20 protein-coding genes are annotated in these 21290 nt (G+C 53.7%); 3 read left to right on the top strand and 17 right to left on the bottom strand.

The window, feature by feature from the left end; genetic code table 11:
• Window positions 1-34 precede the first annotated feature (34 nt).
• Window positions 35-2665 (top strand): S53 family peptidase, encoded by a 2631-nt coding sequence (locus KDM89_RS05925; protein ID WP_212687018.1) that lies wholly within the window; start codon window positions 35-37, stop codon window positions 2663-2665.
• A gap of 402 nt (window positions 2666-3067) precedes the next feature.
• On the opposite strand, the gene KDM89_RS05920 is transcribed toward KDM89_RS05925, so the two are convergent.
• From KDM89_RS05920 to KDM89_RS05870, 11 genes are all read right to left on the bottom strand, one after another.
• Window positions 3068-3784: a site-2 protease family protein gene (locus KDM89_RS05920; protein ID WP_212687017.1), complete on the bottom strand. Its 717-nt coding sequence runs from the start codon at window positions 3782-3784 to the stop codon at window positions 3068-3070.
• A gap of 196 nt (window positions 3785-3980) precedes the next feature.
• Window positions 3981-4241 carry a YkgJ family cysteine cluster protein gene (locus tag KDM89_RS05915; protein ID WP_212687016.1) on the bottom strand — a complete coding sequence of 87 codons (261 nt, stop codon included), beginning with the start codon at window positions 4239-4241 and terminating at the stop codon, window positions 3981-3983.
• Between the two features lie 104 nt (window positions 4242-4345).
• Window positions 4346-7654, bottom strand: coding sequence for a response regulator (locus KDM89_RS22840; protein WP_212687015.1), 3309 nt, complete (start codon window positions 7652-7654; stop codon window positions 4346-4348).
• Window positions 7655-7733: 79 nt separating this feature from the next.
• Entirely contained in the window at window positions 7734-8819 is a 1086-nt protein-coding gene (locus tag KDM89_RS05905) for an HD domain-containing phosphohydrolase (protein WP_212687014.1), read from the bottom strand.
• Between the two features lie 580 nt (window positions 8820-9399).
• On the bottom strand, window positions 9400-9720 hold the full coding sequence (locus KDM89_RS05900; protein WP_212687013.1) for a DUF6968 family protein: 321 nt from the start codon (window positions 9718-9720) through the stop codon (window positions 9400-9402).
• 22 nt (window positions 9721-9742) lie between these two features.
• On the bottom strand, window positions 9743-10093 hold the full coding sequence (locus tag KDM89_RS05895) for a DUF1304 domain-containing protein (protein ID WP_212687190.1): 351 nt from the start codon (window positions 10091-10093) through the stop codon (window positions 9743-9745).
• Window positions 10094-10228: 135 nt separating this feature from the next.
• Window positions 10229-10609, bottom strand: a complete 381-nt coding sequence (locus KDM89_RS05890) for a VOC family protein (protein ID WP_212687012.1) — start codon at window positions 10607-10609, stop codon at window positions 10229-10231.
• A gap of 388 nt (window positions 10610-10997) precedes the next feature.
• The gene (locus tag KDM89_RS05885; protein ID WP_212687011.1) at window positions 10998-11450 is read right to left on the bottom strand and encodes a GNAT family N-acetyltransferase; all 453 of its coding nucleotides are present in this window, start codon (window positions 11448-11450) and stop codon (window positions 10998-11000) included.
• Between the two features lie 370 nt (window positions 11451-11820).
• Window positions 11821-13032: a molybdopterin molybdotransferase MoeA gene (locus KDM89_RS05880; RefSeq protein ID WP_212687010.1), complete on the bottom strand. Its 1212-nt coding sequence runs from the start codon at window positions 13030-13032 to the stop codon at window positions 11821-11823.
• Window positions 13019-13519 carry a molybdopterin-guanine dinucleotide biosynthesis protein B gene (gene mobB / locus KDM89_RS05875; RefSeq protein ID WP_212687009.1) on the bottom strand — a complete coding sequence of 167 codons (501 nt, stop codon included), beginning with the start codon at window positions 13517-13519 and terminating at the stop codon, window positions 13019-13021. The genes KDM89_RS05880 and mobB overlap by 14 nt, the downstream gene beginning before the upstream one ends.
• Window positions 13516-14178 (bottom strand): carbonic anhydrase, encoded by a 663-nt coding sequence (locus tag KDM89_RS05870; protein ID WP_212687008.1) that lies wholly within the window; start codon window positions 14176-14178, stop codon window positions 13516-13518. Before KDM89_RS05870 ends, mobB begins: the two co-directional genes overlap by 4 nt.
• A gap of 216 nt (window positions 14179-14394) precedes the next feature.
• On the opposite strand from KDM89_RS05870, the gene KDM89_RS05865 reads away from it, so the two are divergent.
• Entirely contained in the window at window positions 14395-14610 is a 216-nt protein-coding gene (locus KDM89_RS05865; RefSeq protein ID WP_438947503.1) for a DUF3079 domain-containing protein, read from the top strand.
• Between the two features lie 57 nt (window positions 14611-14667).
• Here the strand turns inward: KDM89_RS05865 and KDM89_RS05860 are convergent, their stop codons facing one another.
• The 6 genes from KDM89_RS05860 to KDM89_RS05835 all read right to left on the bottom strand — a co-directional run bounded on the left by KDM89_RS05860 (window position 14668) and on the right by KDM89_RS05835 (window position 18801).
• Window positions 14668-15387 (bottom strand): SCO family protein, encoded by a 720-nt coding sequence (locus tag KDM89_RS05860; protein WP_212687007.1) that lies wholly within the window; start codon window positions 15385-15387, stop codon window positions 14668-14670.
• Window positions 15384-16217 (bottom strand): formylglycine-generating enzyme family protein, encoded by an 834-nt coding sequence (locus KDM89_RS05855; RefSeq protein ID WP_438947502.1) that lies wholly within the window; start codon window positions 16215-16217, stop codon window positions 15384-15386. The genes KDM89_RS05860 and KDM89_RS05855 overlap by 4 nt, the downstream gene beginning before the upstream one ends.
• Window positions 16217-17713: a copper-containing nitrite reductase gene (gene nirK / locus KDM89_RS05850; RefSeq protein ID WP_212687005.1), complete on the bottom strand. Its 1497-nt coding sequence runs from the start codon at window positions 17711-17713 to the stop codon at window positions 16217-16219. Before nirK ends, KDM89_RS05855 begins: the two co-directional genes overlap by 1 nt.
• 98 nt (window positions 17714-17811) lie before the next feature.
• The gene (locus tag KDM89_RS05845) at window positions 17812-17982 is read right to left on the bottom strand and encodes a hypothetical protein (protein ID WP_212687004.1); all 171 of its coding nucleotides are present in this window, start codon (window positions 17980-17982) and stop codon (window positions 17812-17814) included.
• A 48-nt stretch (window positions 17983-18030) separates the two neighbouring features.
• Window positions 18031-18192 carry a hypothetical protein gene (locus tag KDM89_RS05840; protein ID WP_212687003.1) on the bottom strand — a complete coding sequence of 54 codons (162 nt, stop codon included), beginning with the start codon at window positions 18190-18192 and terminating at the stop codon, window positions 18031-18033.
• Between the two features lie 15 nt (window positions 18193-18207).
• Window positions 18208-18801 carry an Rrf2 family transcriptional regulator gene (locus KDM89_RS05835; RefSeq protein WP_438947501.1) on the bottom strand — a complete coding sequence of 198 codons (594 nt, stop codon included), beginning with the start codon at window positions 18799-18801 and terminating at the stop codon, window positions 18208-18210.
• A gap of 148 nt (window positions 18802-18949) precedes the next feature.
• Between KDM89_RS05835 and KDM89_RS05830 the strand changes: the two genes are divergently transcribed.
• Window positions 18950-21235, top strand: a complete 2286-nt coding sequence (locus KDM89_RS05830) for a nitric-oxide reductase large subunit (protein WP_212687002.1) — start codon at window positions 18950-18952, stop codon at window positions 21233-21235.
• The last annotated feature ends 55 nt before the right edge of the window (window positions 21236-21290 follow it).

The raw sequence follows: 21290 nt of genomic DNA, 5'->3' as shown, positions 1-21290 counted from the left end.
CTGCGTGGTCCTCGCCCCAACTCTGGAGCGTACCATGACAATTTCTTCTTATTTGCAGCCTAAGACTTTTTCTGCAAGTACTATCACACTGGCCACGATCACTGCGATCGGGCTGGCAGGCTGTGGTGGCAGCAGCACACCAACAGCACAACAATCCAATAACACCACTGCTGCAGGTATTGCAACCGCAACAACTTCCTTTACAGTACAGGTTCCTGCTGAAACGACCGTACCGGCTGAAGCGCAAGCGCTGACAGCGGCACCGACTTTCCACGTTGCCCCGGTTTTGCTGAATGAGCCGTCCGACGCAGACCAGTTGCGTCCGGGTGCTTCCGCATCCATGCCGGCACATACCCAGAGTATTTCTGCTGCACTGCAAAGCGTTTCCACCCGTGGCCTGACCGTATCGCAGATTGCACGCAAAGAATTCGTACAGACCGGCAGTGCCAGCGCGGCGCGCTTCCAGCCAGCCGCCGGTATCACTGCGGCGGTTACGACCTACACACCGGCACAAGTCCGCGCAGCCTATAACCTGCCTGCCCTGCCAGCCAGCTTCACTGGCTTAACTGCTGCACAGTTAGCGCAGTTCGGTGCCGGTCAGACGATTTACATCGTTGATGCTTACCACAACCCGAATGCCGCTGCCGAGCTGGCCGCATTCAACACCAAATTCGGCTTGCCGGGTTGCACCACGAAACAGTATGTTGTCGGCACCGCCCTGCCACTGGCTGCGCCTGCAGCAAACACATGTGAATTCGCTATCGCTTATAACACTGCGGCCGGCGGTCTGAGCAATACCGCACCAGCCTACAACTCCGGCTGGGCAACTGAAATCAGTCTGGATGTGCAATGGGCGCATGCCATTGCACCACTGGCACGTATCGTTCTGATCGAAGCACCGGATGCATCGATCAACAGTCTGGTTGGCGGTGTGAATCTGGCTAATGTGATGGGCCCGGGTGCAGTGTCGATGAGCTTTGGCGCCGCCGAAGGCACATGGACAAGCTCTGTTGATACCGCATTCGCCAACACCAAAATGACGTATCTGGCAGCCACCGGCGATAACGGTATGGCCGTCAGCTGGCCTTCTGTCTCGACTAAAGTACTGGCAGTCGGCGGTACCAGCCTGACTTACTCCGGCACTGGCACCCGCTCTGAAGCAGCATGGTCCGGTACAGGCGGCGGCATCAGCGCTTACACAGCAACACCGTCTTACCAGACCAGCGTTGTACCGGGCATGGGCACACCGGTACGCCGTACCGTGGCCGATGTGTCGATGAATGCGAATCCGAATACCGGGCAATATGTTGCCGTCATCAACCCTGGCAGCACCACCGTCAACTGGATCAGTGCAGGCGGTACAAGTATGTCCACACCACAATGGGCAGGTATCGTCGCCATGGCGAATGCTGTCCGCACCGCCTCCGGTAAAGCAGTCGTTGGTCAGACGCACAACACCCTGTACCAGACTATCTCCACCAACGCCACCAACTACGCCAAAGGTTTCCTCGATGTGACCACAGGCACCCACGGCACTTGCGGCACTTGCTCAGCAAAAACCGGCTTCGACCAGCTGACCGGTCTGGGTACACCCAATGTCACCAACCTGCTGACTTTGCTGAATGATGGCGGCACTGTCGCAGCACCTATCGTCAATGGTGCAAGTATCTCCGGCACCACCGGCACACCGCTGACCTTTACCGCATCGGTATCCGCTGTGAATCCGGTCACTTACAGCCTGACTGGCGCACCAGCCGGTATGACGATCACGACAGCAGGTGTCGTCAGCTGGAGCACACCGGTAGCAGGCACCTACTCTGTGACCGTGAAAGCCACTGACACCAAAACCGGTCTGACTGGTCAGGGCGTGTACACAGTTACCGTAACAGCCCCGCCACCACCAACCGTCACTGCAGGTACAGTCACGGGCATGGTTGGCCAGGCGCTGAGCTACACCGTGGCCTACACAGCACCAAATCCGGTGACATTCACACTGACCGGTGCACCGTCGGGCATGACCATCAGCAGCGCAGGTGTGATCAGCTGGACATCCCCTGTACTCGGCACGTTTAACGTCACTGTGACAGCCAAAGACAGCAAAACCGGCTTCACCGCCAGCGCAGTTGTCAGCGTAAAAGTCAGCGCCGTACCGGCTCCTGTCGTCACCGGTAAAACAGTCAGCACACTGGTCGGTGCAACTGTCAGCGAAACCGTTGCCGTCACTGCCTACAACCCTGTGACCTACAAACTGACTGGCGCACCAACCGGTATGAGCATCAGCACTGCAGGTGTGATCAGCTGGGTTCCTGCTGCAGCCGGTACTTATACAGTCACCGTCACCGCAACCGACAGTAAAACCGGCCTCAGCGGCAGCGCCAGCGTTGTCTTCAATGTCGCCGCCAACGGCATCACCATCAATGCACCGGCAATTACCGGCAGCGTCGGTAAAGCACTGAGCGGCAGTATCAGTATCACTGATCCGGGTGCAGCATGGGTATCGGTATCCATCTCCGGCGTACCACTGGGCATGAGCTTCTCGATGACCGGCCTGACCATCAACTCTTACTGGGGATCTCCGGTCGCTGGCACCTACTCGCTGAAAATCACTGTCACTGACTCCGCCGGTAAAACCGCCACTACAACCCAAACCATCACCATCAAGTAATTCTGGCCAAAACGAACGAGCAGATTAGCCAGCCGGGACAGGAGAAACACCTGTCCCGTTTTTTTTTTGCTTTTATTAAATTCATTGAATTTATCGGGTTCCGGCAACTGCACTGTCATTGCGAACAAACCACCGGCGCGCGGGCAAAAGACAAACCTCACTCGAAATATCCCCGGAATTTTCTCGGGAATTTTCTTGGAAATTTCCTCAAAATTTCTTCGTAGCTGACGAGACGACGCAGCGCCGGAAGCCTCCGCTACCCGCACATCCCTGTGCAGCTATCCGCATCTGCAATTTACGGACAGCCGGACTTTCTGCCGACAACCGCCGGGTTGCTGTGCTGAACACCGCATTTGGGGTGTTTTGAAGCATTCTTCAGATCAAAAACCGGTGCAGCGCAAATCAATGGCCATACAACCAGCGAAACAATGCAAACAGCCAGCAGGCAAGCATTACCATCAGTAATATGCTCGAGTATTTGTGAAACAGGCTTTTCAGCACTTTTCCGGGGCTCAGTAACATCATAATGATCTGACCACCATTTAAAGCGCTTAATGGCAATAAATTCCAGGCAGCTGCTTTTGCTGCGACCAGTGGTAAGTAGTTCAGCCAGCGATGAGTACTTATATACGATTGCGCGGACTGCAAATACTCGACACCGTTAAGCTCCGGATTCAGCGCACCGGATATAAACTCAGAAAATCCGGAAATAAATGCGTCCCACCCTTCAGACCCGGCCAGTAGCAGTGCCAGCGCAATTAAACCCAGATTCCCGGACAGTATGATCATAGCCTGCACCAGACGGGGCTGATTTTCATACAAGGCGGAGCCACGTAAAGCAGCTTCATCAGCATCTAAGTCCTGTGACTGCCAGCAGCTGACACTGCCACTAACAGGAATACAACGAATACTGAATATCCCGTAGCGAAAAACTGCTTTTCCGGCACCCAAAGCGACCTCCCGCATCGCTACACCCGCTGTGCGGCATGCAGCTGCGGTCAACAATGTAGATAAAAATGTCAGACCAATTATTGTCAGCAGCAGAGAAATCATCTTGCAAATTTTATAAATACAGTAAAAGGAAGATTTTGCTGCACAATAAATATCCTTGCAAATCATTTGCTTGACGCATCCAGGAGAAGAGTAACTGACGAATGCAGCGCGATTCCGGGCTAACTTAACTTTGGCAGCCGCTCAACACTACGATTTGTATTTCCCGGTTCCAGCAGAGTGGCGTCATTCCTGGTAGCGCGCCAGAGGAGATCTAATGCACCTGTCGCTCACCTGTCGTTCATTTGACTGGCTGCAAGCCGGATCACAACGGCGCAGTTACGCGCTCCAGCTCAGCCAGCCAGAACATCGCCTGTTCGCGGGTGTTGCCGCACATCTCGGCGGAAGGTTGCAGGCCGGCGCAGAAGGCGGGGCGGTCTGGGTGGCCGAAGATCTTACAGCGTTCATCTTCGCCCAGTTGTATGCAGCGCACGCCAGCGGGTTTGCCGTTCGGCATACCGGGAATCGGGCTGGTAATGGAGGGGGCGATGCAGCAGGCGCCGCAGCGGTCACGGCATGTGGTCATAGTCTGGTTGAAAGGGTTAGCCGGAGCGCCGGAGTTTGCCTGTTTTGCGGCTTGCCTGCAAGGTGCTCGATGCGATCGTGCACCTGCGGCTATCCCTTGTAATCTCAGGCAGTTTCAGCACCTGCATTTAAATGCTGATGCAGCGCTTCGATAAAACGGCGTTCTTCGGTTTGCAGTGCCGGTAAATACTGGCGGGCGACCAGCAGGTCACCGGCTTTCAGCGCATTTTCTATGCTGAGTGCGAAGGTGTTCAGCGGGCCTTCTCCGAAATAACCCGTCATGCCGCGCAGCGCATGGGCGGCCATGACACCTGCTTTGATATCACCCTCCGTCAGTGCTATCCGCAATTCATCCAGCTTGGGCGGAATGTTTTTCAGCGCGACACCGCCTATCAGCGCCAGAACTTCTTCATCGGTTTCGCGGATTGCGTTTGCATAATCAAATGCAGGCTGATTGTCTGACTGAATGTCGGTCATTGCAGATAAAGGCTTTTCAGCGGCGTCCGGTGCATGATTCAGAATATCGTTGACGGTTGAAAACAAAACTTCTTTGCGAATCGGTTTTGAAATATACGCATTCATACCGGCCTGATAGCAAGCTTCCACATCCGCCGGCATGACATTAGCAGTCATGGCAACAATCGGCACGGCGCGGTGCTGTCCGCCTTCACCGGCACGAATTCTGCGTGTCGCTTCGATACCGTCCATCACTGGCATTTGCATATCCATCAGCACCAGATCGACGGTTTGTTCGCGCAGAATATTCAGTGCCTGCTGTCCGTCTTCTGCGACCAGAACTTCATGTCCTGCACCGCTGAGCCAGCGCAGCGCAACCTGCTGATTAATCGCATTATCTTCAACCAGTAATAAGCGGTGAACTTGCCCTGCAGCAGCACCTGCTACTTGCGTCACGGGCAAACCGGCTTCTTCGGCACGCTGGGCTTTGTCACGCATAGCGTAAATTGCCTGTTTCAGTTCCAGCGGCAGGGCTGGCTTAGGAATATGCAGCCGCACACCGAATGCACTGTAGCGTTCGATTTCTATCGACGAGGATGACAGCGTCAGCAAAATGGCCGGTGGCATGCGTGATAAGCCGCTGTCCCTGAGTTTTTCCAGCAGGGTAAAGCCACTGACGCCGGGCATATTGGTATCTAAAATCAGCAATTCCACCGGCTTACCGGCAAATTCTGCGTTCAGAATATGCGTCAGCGCTTCCTGAGCATTTGCCGCGCTGGACACTTCACTGCCCCACTGGCTGATCTGCTGACTCAGGAACTGGCGACATTGCGCGTTGTCGTCCACGATCAGTGTGCGGGATGCCGGGAACTCGCCGGTCGGCAGCGGTAAAGTGCATGGCAGACTGGTTAGTTCGCAGCGCAGCGTGAAATGGAACGTGCTGCCGACACCCGCTTCGCTTTCTACCCAGAGTTTGCCGCCCATCATTTCCACCAGCCGTGAGGAAATCGATAATCCCAGACCCGTACCGCCATATTTGCGGGTAACAGAATTGTCAGCCTGCGAAAACAGTTCGAAAATGGTTTTTTGCTTATCTTCCGGTATACCGATGCCGGTATCGATGACTGCAAAATGCAGCTCTGCTTCGGTTTCAGACAATTTTTGCTGACGCACGATGACGGTGATTTCACCTTCTTTAGTAAATTTAATCGCGTTGCCGACAATGTTGAACAAGACCTGACGAATACGGGTCGGGTCACCGCGGTACTGGTGGGTCAAATTGATATCGATATCCGCTATCAGTTCGAGTTTTTTCTTTTCCGCCTGTATCGCGAGTGATTTGGTAGCCTCCATCAGCACGCAATACATATCGAATTCGGTTTGTTCCAGCACCAGCTTACCGGCTTCAATTTTTGAGGTATCGAGGATGTCGTCGATAATCCGCATCAGCGTGTCGGATGAGGAGCGGATCAGGTTCAGGTAGCGCTGCTGATCGCGGCTTAACTGGGTTTCCAGCATCAGATCGGTCATGCCGATGATGCCATTCATCGGCGTGCGGATTTCGTGCGACATCGATGCGAGAAACAGGCTTTTCGCCACATTCGCAGATTCCGCCATTTCTTTGGCGCTGGTCAGTTCAGTCTCACGTACTTTGCGCTCGGTAATGTCCTGAACAACACCAACTACACGGGTCAGGCGGTTATCCGCATCGCGGTAATACTGGCCGAACGTCGCCAGCCAGCGGGTTTGTCCATCATTCAAGTGCCGGATACGGTATTCCAGTTCAAAACGCCCGGTGGCAGACAGCATGCTGCGTACCGATTGCATGATATGGCGGCGGTCTTGTGCCGGAATCAGATGCAGCCAGGCATGCAAGCTGACCGGCAAACCGGGATCAAAGCCGGTCAGCCCGAACATCGCATCAGAGCAGGTAAACTGCTTTGTTTGCAAATCCAGCGAATAACTGCCGATCTGACCGATTTCCTGCGATGTACGCAGGGTTTTTTCACGTTCTTCCAGCCGGTGCTGAATCGATACCAGATGCCGTTGCGAACGGTACAGAAAATAGAATAAAACGCTGATGCAAAGGGTGGCGAGAACCGCAAACCCGTACACCGTGTTGCGGTAAGACTGAAAAGCCGCAGTCATGATGCCGGTAGGCTCTGCGACCAGAAATGTCAGTTCATAATCTTTTACCCGTTTATACCCAAATGTCCGGTCAACGCTATCGACTTGCGAGGGCCGCTGAAAATTTCCGGAAAGCAATGCAGCAGGACCTGCAAATTCCTGTGTGTTCACGACCTTCCCTGCAAACTGAACAAAGTCCGGTGAGCGTGCAAGAATATCGCCAGAATCGCGAACAACAGAAACGACTTTGTTTTCAGAATTACTGAATTTTGTACGTATTGAGGTAAACAGTTCGGGGGCAACGGATAGGACAATCACGCCGTCAAAGTGACCCTGTTTCATAATTGGTCGTGTAAACTGGATCGACCACTTTTGTGAAACTTTACCCAATAAAGGATTACTGATGTACAGCGCATCGGTATCGGGGCGGTTCTTGTGAATCTGAAAATGCCGGCGTGAGCTTAAATCGACGCGGTTATCCGGTTTCGCCAGATTTGAAAATTCCATGATGCCATCTTTGTTAATAATGGCAATCTGGAATGTGATGTCCTGTACGATATCCTGACGCTTACGGACTTTATCAGCGAACTGTTCCCAGTCTCCCTGCCAGTCATCACGCAAATCCAGAATCAGTTCATCAATACGTTTAATCGCAGAAACGGAATATTCTGCAGCGAGTTCAGCCTCGGCACGGGTCCGGAATTTCACATCGTTGAGCTGAACCTCGTAATTGCGGTCCAGTTCGAACATCGCCAGACCCCAAACCAGCACTAACACAAAGCTGTACAGGCTGATCAGCTGACGGTAAACCTGTTGCCGGACTAATTTCATGCGCTCCCCCAAAAGACTGGCTGCCGGAATCCGTCCGTATTGTGTGCTGCCACGCTGTCGCATGGCGGTTTAACGGTATTCAGGCAGGTGTCTGACATTCCACCGGCATTGCGGTGATGTCGTTTTGTTCATCATCAAACCGGTACCGGATTTCAACGACCTGATCCCAGGCGCTGATAAACGCCTCCACGCAATCGGGGCAGAAATGGCTACCGGCATTTTTTACCAGAAATGCCCTGGCTTCTTCCATTGGCCAGGCGGGCTTATACGGCCTCGCGCTGGATAAAGCATCAAAAACATCGGCGACCGCCACAATGCGGCCTGACAGCGGAATATCTTCTCCCTTCAAACCATTCGGATAACCGGAACCATCATATTTTTCATGATGGGTGCGGGCAATTTCTTCGCCCAGCCTTATCACCGGCGCATCGCTGCCTGCCAGAATTTCAGATCCAATCAGCGGATGGCGGCGCATGTTATCCATTTCTTCCGGCGTCAGCTTTCCGGGTTTGAGCAAAATGTAATCCGGAATCCCAATCTTGCCGATGTCATGCATGGGCGCAGCCTTCAGCATTAAATCCTGATAGGCTTTGTCCATGCCCAGCTTTTCAGCAATCAGCCGCGAATAATGCGCCATACGGTTGATATGCCCGCCGGTTTCCGGATCGCGAAACTCTGCGGCACAGGATAAGCGCGAGATCAGTTCGTTTTCACGCTCCAGCAAGGCATTGGTCGCCTGCGCGACTTCAAATTCCAGATGCTTGGCGCGATCCTTCAGCATACTTTGCGCCCGCCGCAATGCCAGCAGATTGCGCATACGGATACGGCACTCGGTGACATCAATCGGCTTCGCCAGAAATTCAGTTGCGCCCAGCTCCAGTGCATGACTGCGTACCTGCTTTTCATTTTCGGTAGTCACCATAATGATAGGCACGTCGTGACAGTCCGGCAGACTGCGCACAATGCGGATAAATTCATGGCCGTTCATATCCGGCATCATGTAGTCCACCAGAATCAGATCCGGTGTGAATTCCGCACAGGCTTGCAATGCGGCAAGCGGGTCATCAAACGCATGTGTCTCTGCATCAGGAATGGAACTGGCGAGCGATGTCATCAGCATCAGATTCAGCTCACTGTCATCAACAATCAGAATATTCGTATTCATGGCATTTCAAAGTTGATACACGTTTGCCTGCTATCGCAACGCCGACAGACATGCGGCAGGATATTTCACTTCCGACAAGCTGCTGACTTTCATGTTAGCAGTAATCTGCGAGAGGCAAAGGAAAAACAAAGCGGTTAATTGGCCTTAATCAGTTGCTTTATAGAAATTAACTTTCTCTCTTGCGTACCAGCAAGCTGAGTTACCTGACAAGGTGGAATATTTCCATACAGCAATACACATATCTAACCACATCTGGCTGACACATTGCTGACCGGAAACATTTTTTAACGACGGATTGCGCACAGCGATCATGGCATTTGGATAATACCACTTATCAAATCAACACCTTGCGGAGGAAAGATTACTGAATATGGTTCGGAACCGGGATCAGAATAAGAAAGAGCAACGACAAACTGCCAGCCAGCCCCATTTGCCGCTGAAGACTGCTGCTGAAGAATGTTGTTCAAAGCTGATGCGGAAAAGGTATGCGGCAAGACTTGCCGCTGATCAGAGAATTGAGTGAATGCGTAAAACCAAAACCGTGAGGAGACCACATTACGGTGCTGAAAAATTGCAGAAATCAGTGATCCGCAACGCAGGGCAGGATCGCGTCGATGGTCAGCTCAGAACCATCATCCGCCAGCAAACGCCCGCCATCCTGCAGAAATTGTTGTAACAAATTTCGCGCCAGCCCCATCGCCAGTGCCAGCGCTTGCACAGCATCAGAACCGTGAATATCCGCCAGACGCCCGAACAAAGGTGTCAGGCTGACGGGGCAGGCCCATTCTTCAAACTCTGCCCCCTGCACCTGATACGGCAGGCCGATCTCCAGTTGCATACTGAAGGTATCGCCGTCTTTCGCAATCGCATTCCAGCTAGAAGAAGCAATTACAGCCTGCATGCGGCCTCCGTTGACACTGGCATCAGGCCAGATTCAGTGCAATCAGACCCAGTGCAGCAGGAACGGCCTGAATGAAGATAATTTTTTTGCTGGCAGTCATGCCGCCAAATACACCGGCGACGAATACACACAGCAAGAAAAACGTTTTAACCGCGTAACCATCTGCACCCAGCCAGCACCCCCACAGCAAACCCGCTGCCAGAAAACCGTTATACAAACCCTGATTCGCCGCCAGAACTTTGGTTTTTGCTGCGGATTCCGGTGTATTGCCGAAAGCACGCAAACCGGCTGGCTTATCCCACAGGAACATTTCCAGCACCAGAATATAAATATGCAAAACACCAATCAGCAACACAATCGCAGAAGACACCATCAACACCGCAAACTCCTTATTTAATTCAACAATGACCAGATAAACATCCGGCTGGCAAAACCACACAACTTATTTAAATCGTGAATTTCAGAAATATATCTTAAAAAAACAAATTTATAAAAACAGGATTCAGAATCACGCCGGTGGCTGCCATAACTCAATCATATTGCCTTCAGGATCAGCTACACGTCCGAACAAGCCGTACTCTGAATCAATCGCCTCGCCCTGCACATCGCAACCCTCTTCTTTCAGCACAGCCAGCAAACCACGCAAATCCGCGACGCGATAATTGATCACAAAAGGCACCGTCGAACCGGCAAACGCCGCATGATCATCACCACCAATCGACCAGATGGTGCCATCTCCTTCCGCACGCTCTGCATCGGACGGCCACGGAAACACCGCACCGCCCCAGCCCTGAACATCCACGCCCAGATAGCGCTGATACCAGGCACGCAATGCCACCGGATCTTTCGCACGGAAAAACACGCCGCCAAACCCTGTTACCCGCTGCATAATCGCCTCTCATCCCGAATACCGGGTTTCGTCTGACACAGAAAAACACACGCTAACACAAACAATTCTGCACAGAAATCTTTTTTTGCCAAAAACACCAGAAAACACAACAACACAAACCGGATCAGACCACTGCCCGATGCCAGCCATCCCCCGCTGCTAAGCCCGCTTGCGCTAAACCACAACCAGCTGCCAGACCACTTACTGACATGCGAGTGCGGAATCTGACCGGAAATGCTGCCAAGAAAGCCCCGAACGGCGCCAGACATCCCAAAACCGCCAAAATGCGGCTTTCAGCACAGCCATACTGCGGTCGTCGGCAGAAAGTCTGGGGTTCCGGAAATGAGGGATGCGGATAGCTGCACAATCTGTGCAGCCGGAATCGGGTTTACAGCTGTTTTTCCATCACGATATTGCAGCGGGCGTAGACCGGGTGCTGGTCTCTGGAGATGGCCTGAAAACCGGCTTTTTCGTACATGCTGATCGCGGCGTTCAGGCAGGTGTTAGACAGCAGATAAACCGACTGGACACCGGCCTCCTTCGCATAATTCAGCGCGAATTCCATCAGTTGCCAGCCAAAGCCTTTCCCCTGAAATTCCGGGTCGACTGCCATACGTGCCAGTTGCATGCGTTGCGGTGTGTCGCGGAATAAGGCGCAAACACCAGCGATTTTCCCCTCGTGTTCCAGACTGAAGATATAACCGCCGTCACGGATCACTTTTTCAGGGTCAGCTGCGAGCGCATGATCGGCGGCTTCCAGCTGAAAATACTGTTGTATCCAGCGCTGATTCAGGCGGATGAAATCGGGTAAGTGGGCGGTTTGGTTGATGTGTATGGTCACCTGAGTTCTCCGAATACTAGAACTCATTTCATCAATAGCCACGAGTGCGAACGCGAGGTGCCGGGATGCAGTGCGCGGCGTCGTTGCGCAGCACAGGCTGGTGCCTGTGCAAGCGACGCAACAAAGCAATGCGCCCGGCACCTCCGTTCCCGAAGGGTTTGTCTCATAGCGCACGCTGGACAGCGTTGGACGCGTTGTGAATAGCACCGCTATTCACTGCCTCGCCCGCCTTGCCAGCCCGCGCTATGAGACAAACGCATCTCGCGGATATTGATGAAATGAGTTCTAAGGCACTCAGGCATCATAACAAAGACCGGGCGGAATCCGCGCGCAACAGTTGGCGCGGTGTTCCTTCGCTAACTGTTGCAGACTAAAGTAATTGCGTGCCGGTCTGCGGCAGCAGCCATGCGATTGCCGTATCACCGGCGGAAAAGCTGGTTTGTGGCGGTACTTCGACCAGACAATCTGCCTGCGCCAGCGAACTGAGCGCGCCTGAGCCTTGCTGGGCTGAGACTGTAGCCAGCCAGCCTTGTTCTGTGCATTCCAGCGTACTGCGCATCAGATGCGGACGCTGGTCATGATTACTGACCGCAGCGCTGAGGCGTACTCTGCGCTGTGGTAATGCAGCGTCTGACGCACCGGCGCAACGACGTAACCACGGCATCGCAATCATCCATAAGGTGACGAGCGCAGATACCGGATTACCGGGCAGCATCAGTACCGGTTTTCCGAGCACCGTGCCAAAACCGAACGGTTTGCCTGGTTTGATGGAGACTTTCCATTGATGCAACTGGCCGAGTCCGGCAATCACGTCGCGCATCCAGTCTGCTTCGCCCACCGATGCACCGCCAGAGGTAATCAGTACATCGGCTTGCAACAGACTGGCTCTGAGCCGTGCATCAATCTGCGTCGGATCATCACGCACGATGCCAGCATCAATCGCCTCAAAACCGCAGGCTTGCAGCAAGGCCAGCAATTGCGGGCGATTTGCATCGTAGATTTGTCCGCTGCTTAAGGCTTGCCCCGGTTCGCACAGTTCATTTCCGCTCGATAACACGGCAACCCGCAGTTTGCGATACACCGTCAGTGCGGCAACGCCCAGACTGGCGAGCAAACCGGTTTGCAAAGGGCTGATGATTTGTCCGCGTTGCAGTATGTCGCTGCCTTTGGCCAGTTCGCTGCCAGCGCGACGCATATGTTGTCCGGCAGGCGGTAACTGTTGTATCTGCAGTGTGCGGTCAGTCCATTCGCATTGTTCCTGCATCACTACTGCCGATGTATTGGCCGGCAAGCGTGCGCCGGTGAATACACGGGCAGCTTGTCCGGGTTGCAGATGCATGCTCTGCGCATCGCCGGCAAATACAGTACCGATCAGATGAAAAGCGGTATTAGCGCTATCCGCATGAAATGCAATTGCAAAGCCATCCATCGCACTGTTATCAAATGCTGGCATATCGAACGCAGCTACTACCGGTTCCGCAGCGATGCGGCCGACGGCCTGCAACAGCGGCAGAGATTCGGTCTGCAATGCCGGTGCAGCTAACTGTTGCAGTGCGTTGCGGGTCTGTTCAATGGTTTGCATAAATTGTGTCAAATATCCAGTTAACAATTGAGGCTGTATCATTCAGCATCAGCCATTGCGGCGCTGCTTCCGGTGCAGTCGCATCACTGGCAACGGCCAGTATGCCGCTGTCCTGCGGATACAGTGCAGGCTTACCATTTGCGGGGCGATATACTTCCAGGCGCGGTATCGGCTCACGTTTAAAGCCTTCCACCAGCACCAGATCTGCCGGACTGAGTCTGTGTAAACATTCGCTGAGTGAAGGTTCCGGCGTATCGCGTAATTCATGCATGATGGCGTAGCGATACGGCGTAACCAGCATGACATCGCCCGCACCTGCAGCACGAAAACGCGAGCTGTCCTTTTGCGGCGGTTCCAGTACCACATCGTGATGGCTGTGTTTAATGACATGGACGCGCAAACCGCGCTGACGCAGCAGCGGCAGCAGCTTTTCGATGAGCGTGGTTTTTCCGCTGCCGGAATGACCGCAAATTCCTAAAACTTTCATGTGCTGACTTGTGTTTGAACCGGACAGACCAGAGGTAAAAAGGCATCGGCACGTTCAGAATACGCTAACAGTGCGCCAGATTTCAGATCGAAATACCAGCCATGCACAGTTAAACTTCCCTGCTCCATGCGCTCCCGTATCCACGGATAACTGGCGAGATTTCTTAACGACACCAGTATCGCGCCCATTTCACAGGCTTGCTGTTGCTGTTCCGCCGTTGCCGATGGCATTTGCAGCAGGACACGTTCACGCGCGGGTTGCGCGATACGTATCCAGCGGCCGATGTAATCATAACTGTTTTCACCGGTAAAGCGCTGCTCCATCAGCGCCCGGATACCGCCGCAACGGGCGTGACCCATAATGATAATGCGGCTGATCTGCAACTGTTCCACGCCGAACTGGATTGCCGATGTCACACCGGCAAAATGCTGGCTGGGATCGCATGGTGGTACAAGATTCGCAACATTCCTTACCGTGAACACTTCACCGGGATCAATACCCAGTAACAGCGCGGGGTCTACCCGCGAATCGCAGCATCCGATCAGCAGCGTCGTCGGACGCTGTCCTTCCTGCAGCGACCGGAACAATTCCGGCGTCGCATCAAAATACTGCGTCTGAAATTTCTGAAAGCCATCGACCAGGCGCTCTAAAGCATGCATGATGTTCTCCACAGTCACGACGCCGATCGCGTCGCAGGCTGTATGCTGCCAATAAGCAAAAGACAGCCTCTGAGACAGCACAAAGTCTGTGAGACTGATTATGGAAGAATCCTGTGATGTCGCCTATTCGCTGCGCGGACTAGTCCTGAAGAGCTAGATACAGTGCACAGGCTGGCTGTTAGGCTTGCGTATCAAGTCACTGTGTCTGGCAAGATCGTGAATAAAAAAACTTTTCCTGTGCGCCCTGCCCATCCTGAGCGGATTTGCTGGGGCTGCGATTTATATTGCAAGGTTGGCGAGATGCGCTGCGGAAACGGGGCCGAACGTACGCAGCATCCGTGCGAAACCTGGGGCGATGACTGGGCGGAAACAGCACTGGATAGCGACAACACCGCGCCCCCTGCACCTTCCGGCCAGAACGTTGAAAACTGAAAGCTAAACACTGAGCTGCACACCACACATCCGGCAGCTCAGGCATCAGAAAACATCTCAGGGTGCGGCATTCGCAGCGGGTTTGCTTTTCGCTCCGCCCTGCTTGCCGGCTGTCTGCAGCGTTTGCTTCAATACTTTGATAAATGCAGGATCGGTATCCGCCAGTTTGGTGGTTTTGGCGAGAATACGACCATCCGGCGCCAGCAGGATAATCGCGGTACTGTGATTAAACTCTCCGCTTTCCAGCTGACGATACTGAATACCGAGTGCTACCGACAAACTACGGACGCTGTCTTCATCGCTGCGGGCAACTGTCCAGCGCTGATCCAGATGGCGCTGACGCTGTATGTTTTTCAGCGCGGCGACATCATCACGTGCGGGATCAAAACTGACCAGCATCATTTTTAATTTTGCGCGTTCGCGCTTCGTCAGTGCAGCTTCTGTCATTTGCAGCGTTTCGATCAGCATAGGACAGACATATTCGCAAGAGTTATAAAACATGCTGACCAGCACCGGACTGCCCGCATCCACCGATAAGGGAACTTGCTGGCCAGTCTGTATCTGCAGTTTCAGATCCAGCTGATAAACCGAATCTTCCGGCCATGACTGCGGCGCGGTTGTTGCGATTGTTGCGATTGTTGCGGTTGTTGCCGTTGTTACGCCCGTCGCAGACGCTGCCGCTGGTGTTGCGGTGTTTTCCGCCGCCAAAACCAGCGTACTTGCGCCGGACAGCGCCAGCATCAGCAGACCGCAGCGCAATTGTCGGTGAAATTTCATGGTGTTCCTTTCTGATCCCGCACACAGCGGAAACCCATACTGGCGGTGGTACTGCGCGCTGTCAGTGAAGACAGCAAGGCCACCCGCATCAGAATGGCGTAGTTTTCTTTGTTTTGTAAGCTGATCGCACCGGCACCGCAAAATTGCAGTTTGTCGGGGTCACCCTGGGTACGGCTGTCCGGGCTGATCAGCAAGGCGTTGAAATCGCCAACCCATTCCCAGATTTGCCCGTGCAAAGCGCGCAGGCCATACACATTCGGCGGGAAGGATTGCTGTGTCTGACCGGATTGCGCATTTTGTCCGTACCAGTTCAGGATGCGGGAGCGCCATGCAGCGCTGGCGCGCGCGTCGGTACTGGTTTCATCAGCAGCGGCCGCCAGTTCCCACTCATACCAGCGTGGTAAGCGTGCCCGCTCAGACTGGCAGTAGGCGCGGGCTGCAAACCAGCTGATGCCTGTGACCGGCGAGGCAGGGTCGGCAGCGCCGAAACTGTCTGCCGCTGGCCATTGCGCCAGATACGCCTTATCTGCAAACAGTGAGGGAATTCGGTCTTTGCGCCATTGCGGATTTTTTTGCACAAACTGCAGAAAATTCTGCTGACTGACAGGGTCGCGCCGCATCAGAAAGCCAGCTACACGGATCTCGCTTTGCAAGCCGGTGCCGGACAGCACACTCTTGAATGTGCCACCGGCAACGGGCAGATACGGACTGATGTCCGTATCTGCAAACTCTGCTGCACCAGCTACCGCAGGCATCAGCATCAGTGCTGACAACAAACAGCCGCAAGCGGCTGCTGCGGCTGTTGTTGTACTTTGCCTGATGGCGTACATCAGTGTGCCTCGGCTTTCGTTGCAGGCGCTTTACTGCGTGCCGTTTTGACCTGATCAGCACTGACTTTGCCACCTTTGTTATCCCAGCTGTTCAGCACATAGGTCAGGATATTGGCGACCTCATCGTCGTTCAGCTGACTCATGCCCGGCATGACCGAGTTGTACTCTTTGCCATTGACGGTAACTTTGCCATTCAATCCGTGCAAGACAGCACGCACAGCACGGTTATGGTCGGCATTCAGATAGTCTGATCCGGCCAGTGGCGGGAATACGCCAGGTAAGCCAGCGCCGTTACCCTGATGGCAAACTGAGCAAGTACCGGCATACAACTGTGCACCGGCATTGATCTGATCCTGCAGCGTCAGCGTACCTTTTTCTGCGGAATTGGTAGCAACCGTCACCGCATTCAGATTCGCCTGCGCACGATCACCCAGATACACGGAATCCAGTTCTTTACCGGAATAAATTTCCTTGCGTTCAGCGCCGTCCACTTTCATCACCGCCAGCGCGCCTTTGTTGAATGCACGGAAGATGGAGTGATCCACCAGTACATAACTGCCCGGTACTTTGGTGTCGTATTCCACAATCGCTGCACCACCGGCTGGAATCAGCGTGGTTTGTACGTTTTTCTGGATATTGGTACCGCCTTCAAAACGGACTTTGTCAAAAATCGCACCGATCACGTGGAAGCTGGAAACCAGATTCGGGCCGCCGTTACCAACGAATAAGCGGATTTTTTCACCGGTTTTTGCGGCCAGTGCTTTCTCGCCGGTCAGCGCGCCTTCTGCACCGTTAAACAGGACGTAGGTCGGCTTTTCATCGATGGCTTTTTCCATGTCGAATGGTTGCAAGCCTTTTTCACGGTATTTACCGGTGGTATAGAAATCGCCCTGCATCACATAATATTCACGATCCACTTTCGGCAAACCTTCCGGTGGTTCCACCAGAATCAGACCATACATACCATTGGCAACGTGCATCCCTACTGGTGCAGTCGCACAGTGGTACACATACAAACCTTCATTCAGTGCTTTAAAGCTGAATTGCGATTCATGACCCGGCGCAGTGAAACTGGAAGCCGCACCGCCGCCTGGTCCGGTCACGCCGTGCAAATCGATGTTATGCGGCATCTTGCTGCTCGGATGATTTTTCAGATGGAATTCAACGGTGTCGCCCTGACGCACACGGATAAAACTGCCGGGCACTGATCCGCCGAAAGTCCAGAACATGTATTTCACGCCTTCGGAAATCGCCATTTCTTTTTCGATGACTTCCAGCTCGACAATCACTTTGGCCGGAGATTTGCGGTTAGTAGCAGGTGGTACGAACGGCGGACTGGTCAGTTGCGCATGAATGACAGGCAATTTGGCGGATGCACTGTCTTTGACAGCGGCTTTGGCTGGTATATCTGCAGCCAGTGCAGATCCTGCCATGAATATTCCGGTTAACATGGCTGCCACAACAGACAAGGCCCGGCGTTTGACTTGAGGTTTCATCTTCTTCCCTTTCGGCTCAGATTAAGAACAGAACAGGAACCCACTACCGCGCAAGTTGATGAATTCCTCATCAAGAAGTAAGTTCCGCTGCAGTCACCTTATGCCCCCGGAAAACGGAATTCCTTGATCTGTGCAAAGAAAATCCGGCCTGATGCTTTTCGGGAAATGAAGCACAGTAAGGTTTGCGCCAGATCAGACAGTGACTGTTGCGGCGATGCGGCAAATACGGACACCAACACATACAAACTCAGCACCGTGGAAAGCATCAAAGTCTGCTGCGGCAGCGCCAAAATCCCTGAAAAATGGCCAAAACAGGGCTAAATGCGGATTTTTGCATAGCAACCGGCTTGTCGTCGGCGGAAAGTCTGGCGCTCAGGAATTAGCAAATGCAGATTTTCGCACAGTAAGGGGGAACGGGTGAACAACCGTTTTACCATGACAACAGCATCCACCCGCATACGCGGGTCGGCCATCATCATGGTGCAGCGAAGTGGTCAGGAAGTCGTTTTTTTCGTCAGCAAGTCCAGCGAGATCGTCACTGGCTGGCCTGTTGGGTTGTTTGCGCTGTTCGCGCCGGTGATATCTGCCAGCGTGACTTTATCAAGAACGGCCAGATACGCCTGCGTTGCCTGATACAGCACGCCTTTCAGGTGGCAGGCACGGGCGTAGGCGCACTGGCTGCTGTCGGCCTGAAAACATTCCGCCATGTCGAAGTCCGATTCAGCCATGCGGATGACGTCACCAATCACGATCTGATCCGCCGGCTTTGCAAGGCGGATACCGCCGTTACGGCCACGCACTGTTTCAATCAGACCGGATAAACCCAGCTGATGCACTACCTTGGTCAGATGGTTTTTGGAAATGTCATGCAGGCTGACAATATCCTGAATCGTGACCAGTTGCTCCGGATGCATGGCCAGATACATCAGAGTGCGCAGGGTGTAGTCGGTATAGCTGGTTAATCGCATGGTGGGTCCTGAAACTTCGTGCGGCTGGCCGCTGATTGTCAAACAGCTGTCATTGTCCGTGATCTGTGCAGATTCTGCCAGCACAGCCCTGCCCTGACGGGTGCGGCTTTCTGTGCGCATACATGATCTGCTTCAAATCCTCTGTCGTATTTTAATATGCATTTTGTTTGCATGTTTAAAAAGATGCAGATAAAATGCATTTTAAAGTCAGCTTTTAAACCGCGCAAAAGCCGGCTTTCCGTCTTTTTACTCATCAGAGAGGAAAACCATGCATGCAACACGCAAACTCTGGACATGGCTGGCAGTCATCTGCGCCCTGTCCTTCGGCGTTTTACTATGGGTGGGCAGTGAGATTTATCTTTCTGCGCCACCAATTCCACAACAAGTTGTCAGCAAGGATGGGAAGCTGCTGTACACACGCGAACAAATCCAGCAGGGGCAGGAAGCCTGGCTGGCGGCCGGTGGGCAGCAATTAGGTACGGTCTGGGGCCACGGCAGTTATTTAGCACCCGACTGGTCGGCAGACTGGTTACACCGCGAAGCGCTGGCTTTACTGGATGTTCGTGCGCAACAGCAATATCAACTGCCTTTTGCGAAGCTGGATACCGCAAAGCAGGCAGCTTTACAGGCTGTACTGAAACAGGAAATGCGCGCCAATACTTATGACGCCGCATCTGAAACCCTGCAAGTGTCTGCCGAACGTGCCGAAGCCATGGCACAGGTGGCAGCCCACTACAGCGGCTTGTTCGGCAGCGATGACAAGCTGGATAAGCTGCGTGAGCAATATGCGATGCAAAAAGGCTCGGTACCGGATGCCGGCGACTTGCAGGCACTGACCGGCTTTTTCTTCTGGTCAGCATGGTCTGCCTCCACAGACAGACCGGGTGTGGATGGCGTCAGTTATACCAGCAACTGGCCGCATGAACCATTAACCGGCAATACGCCAACCGCCGCAACAGGTATCTGGTCGGTTGCCAGCGTGATCCTGCTGATTGCCGCGATTGCCGCCATGGTATTGCGCCATGCAGCAGCGAAAGAGGAAGACGATCCGGAACCGCCGAAAGCAGATCCGCTGTTCAGTCTGAAACCAACGCCATCCATGCGTGCCACCCGCAAATATTTCTATGTGGTGATCGGCCTGATTCTGGCGCAGATCGGTATGGGAGTGATTACCGCCCACTACGCAGTTGAAGGTCAGAGCTTCTTCGGTATCCCGCTGGCAGATGTTTTACCGTTCACCATCAGCCGCACCATTCATACCCAGTTTGCGGTGTTATGGATTGCAACGGCGTGGCTGGCAACCGGTCTGTATATTGCACCGGCCATTTCCGGACAAGAACCACCACTGCAAAAGCTCGGCGTGAATCTGTTGTTCTATGCGCTGCTGTTCATCGTTGTTGGCTCTACTGCTACAGGCTGGCTTGGTACTTTGCAGCACAAAGGCAGTGAATTCAGTTTCTGGCTCGGAAATCAGGGTCTGGAATTTACGAGTATGGGACGCGTCTGGCAAATCCTGTTATTTGTTGGTTTGCTGTTCTGGGTAACCCTGCTCGGCCGTGGTCTGATGCCTGCTCTGCGTCGTCCGTCAGAAAGCCGTGGTCTGATCGCAATGGTATTTCTGGCCGCGATGTGTATCGGTGCATTCTATGCGACATCCCTGACCTGGGGTCGTCATACACACTACGCACTGATCGAATACTGGCGCTGGTGGCTGGTCCATCTGTGGGTGGAAGGCTTCTTTGAAGTGTTTGCCACCGCTGTGATTGCCTTGCTGTTCACACGCCTCGGCCTGATCAGAGCAGCCACTGCGAATACCGCAATCATCGCCGAAACCATAGTGTTCCTGTTCGGCGGCATTCTGGGTACGCTGCACCATCTGTATTTCACTGGTACACCAACCTTTGTGATCGCTATCGGCGGGATGTTCTCTGCGCTCGAAGTTGTACCACTGTCACTGGTGGGTCTGGAAGCCTGGAAAAACTATCAGCGTTCGCGTTCTGCACGCTGGGTACAAACCTATCGCTGGCCGGTACTGTGCTTCATCGCCGTTGGTTTCTGGAATACTGTTGGTGCCGGTTTGCTGGGCTTCTCTATCAATACACCAATCGCACTGTATTACATGCAGGGTCTGAACATGACAGCAGCCCACGGCCACGCCGCGCTGTTTGGTGTGTACGGCATGCTGGGTATCGGTCTGATGCTGTTCTGCCTGCGCGGCTTATCATCCCGCATGGCATGGTCTGACGGCTGGCTGGCCGCCATGTTCTGGCTGATGAATATCGGTCTGGCGATGATGGTATTCATGTCGCTGGTACCGGCAGGCATCTATCAGGCCGCTGCCAGCATCAGTAAAGGTATGTGGTTTGCCCGTTCGCCAGAAGTGGTGCACTCCTCCTTCATGGAATCACTGGTCTGGCTGCGCGTACCGGGTGACGTGGTGTTTGCCCTCGGTGCAGTCTGTCTCGCGATCTTCGCACTGCGCTTACTGACCGGTGGCCGCGAGCCACAAACCAGCGACGCCTTAGCCGGACAAGCAACAAAAAACGGCGTCTGATGGCATGAGCTGAATCAGCACCTGATCTGCATGACTTTGCGACAGCAAGGTCATG

This window comes from Cognatundibacterium luofuense (genome assembly GCF_018139685.1).
In the GTDB taxonomy this organism is placed as follows: domain Bacteria; phylum Pseudomonadota; class Gammaproteobacteria; order Burkholderiales; family Burkholderiaceae_D; genus Undibacterium; species Undibacterium luofuense.
The sequence above is the reverse complement of the archived record's forward strand: the minus strand, read 5'-3'. Positions and strand labels throughout refer to the sequence as shown.

Coding starts and splice junctions, on each gene's coding strand:
- KDM89_RS05915 (WP_212687016.1), bottom strand. CDS start 4,241: ATGACCACATGCCGTGACCGCTGCGGCGCCTGCTGCATCGCCCCCTCC.
- KDM89_RS05900 (WP_212687013.1), bottom strand. CDS start 9,720: ATGCAGGCTGTAATTGCTTCTTCTAGCTGGAATGCGATTGCGAAAGAC.
- KDM89_RS05835 (WP_438947501.1), bottom strand. CDS start 18,801: ATGCGCACAGAAAGCCGCACCCGTCAGGGCAGGGCTGTGCTGGCAGAA.
- KDM89_RS05905 (WP_212687014.1), bottom strand. CDS start 8,819: ATGAATACGAATATTCTGATTGTTGATGACAGTGAGCTGAATCTGATG.
- KDM89_RS22840 (WP_212687015.1), bottom strand. CDS start 7,654: ATGAAATTAGTCCGGCAACAGGTTTACCGTCAGCTGATCAGCCTGTAC.
- KDM89_RS05895 (WP_212687190.1), bottom strand. CDS start 10,093: ATGGTGTCTTCTGCGATTGTGTTGCTGATTGGTGTTTTGCATATTTAT.
- KDM89_RS05880 (WP_212687010.1), bottom strand. CDS start 13,032: ATGCAAACCATTGAACAGACCCGCAACGCACTGCAACAGTTAGCTGCA.
- KDM89_RS05920 (WP_212687017.1), bottom strand. CDS start 3,784: ATGATTTGCAAGGATATTTATTGTGCAGCAAAATCTTCCTTTTACTGT.
- KDM89_RS05890 (WP_212687012.1), bottom strand. CDS start 10,609: ATGCAGCGGGTAACAGGGTTTGGCGGCGTGTTTTTCCGTGCGAAAGAT.
- KDM89_RS05870 (WP_212687008.1), bottom strand. CDS start 14,178: ATGCATGCTTTAGAGCGCCTGGTCGATGGCTTTCAGAAATTTCAGACG.
- nirK (WP_212687005.1), bottom strand. CDS start 17,713: ATGAAACCTCAAGTCAAACGCCGGGCCTTGTCTGTTGTGGCAGCCATG.
- KDM89_RS05925 (WP_212687018.1), top strand. CDS start 35: ATGACAATTTCTTCTTATTTGCAGCCTAAGACTTTTTCTGCAAGTACT.
- KDM89_RS05840 (WP_212687003.1), bottom strand. CDS start 18,192: ATGATGATGGCCGACCCGCGTATGCGGGTGGATGCTGTTGTCATGGTA.
- mobB (WP_212687009.1), bottom strand. CDS start 13,519: ATGAAAGTTTTAGGAATTTGCGGTCATTCCGGCAGCGGAAAAACCACG.
- KDM89_RS05830 (WP_212687002.1), top strand. CDS start 18,950: ATGCATGCAACACGCAAACTCTGGACATGGCTGGCAGTCATCTGCGCC.
- KDM89_RS05855 (WP_438947502.1), bottom strand. CDS start 16,217: ATGTACGCCATCAGGCAAAGTACAACAACAGCCGCAGCAGCCGCTTGC.
- KDM89_RS05860 (WP_212687007.1), bottom strand. CDS start 15,387: ATGAAATTTCACCGACAATTGCGCTGCGGTCTGCTGATGCTGGCGCTG.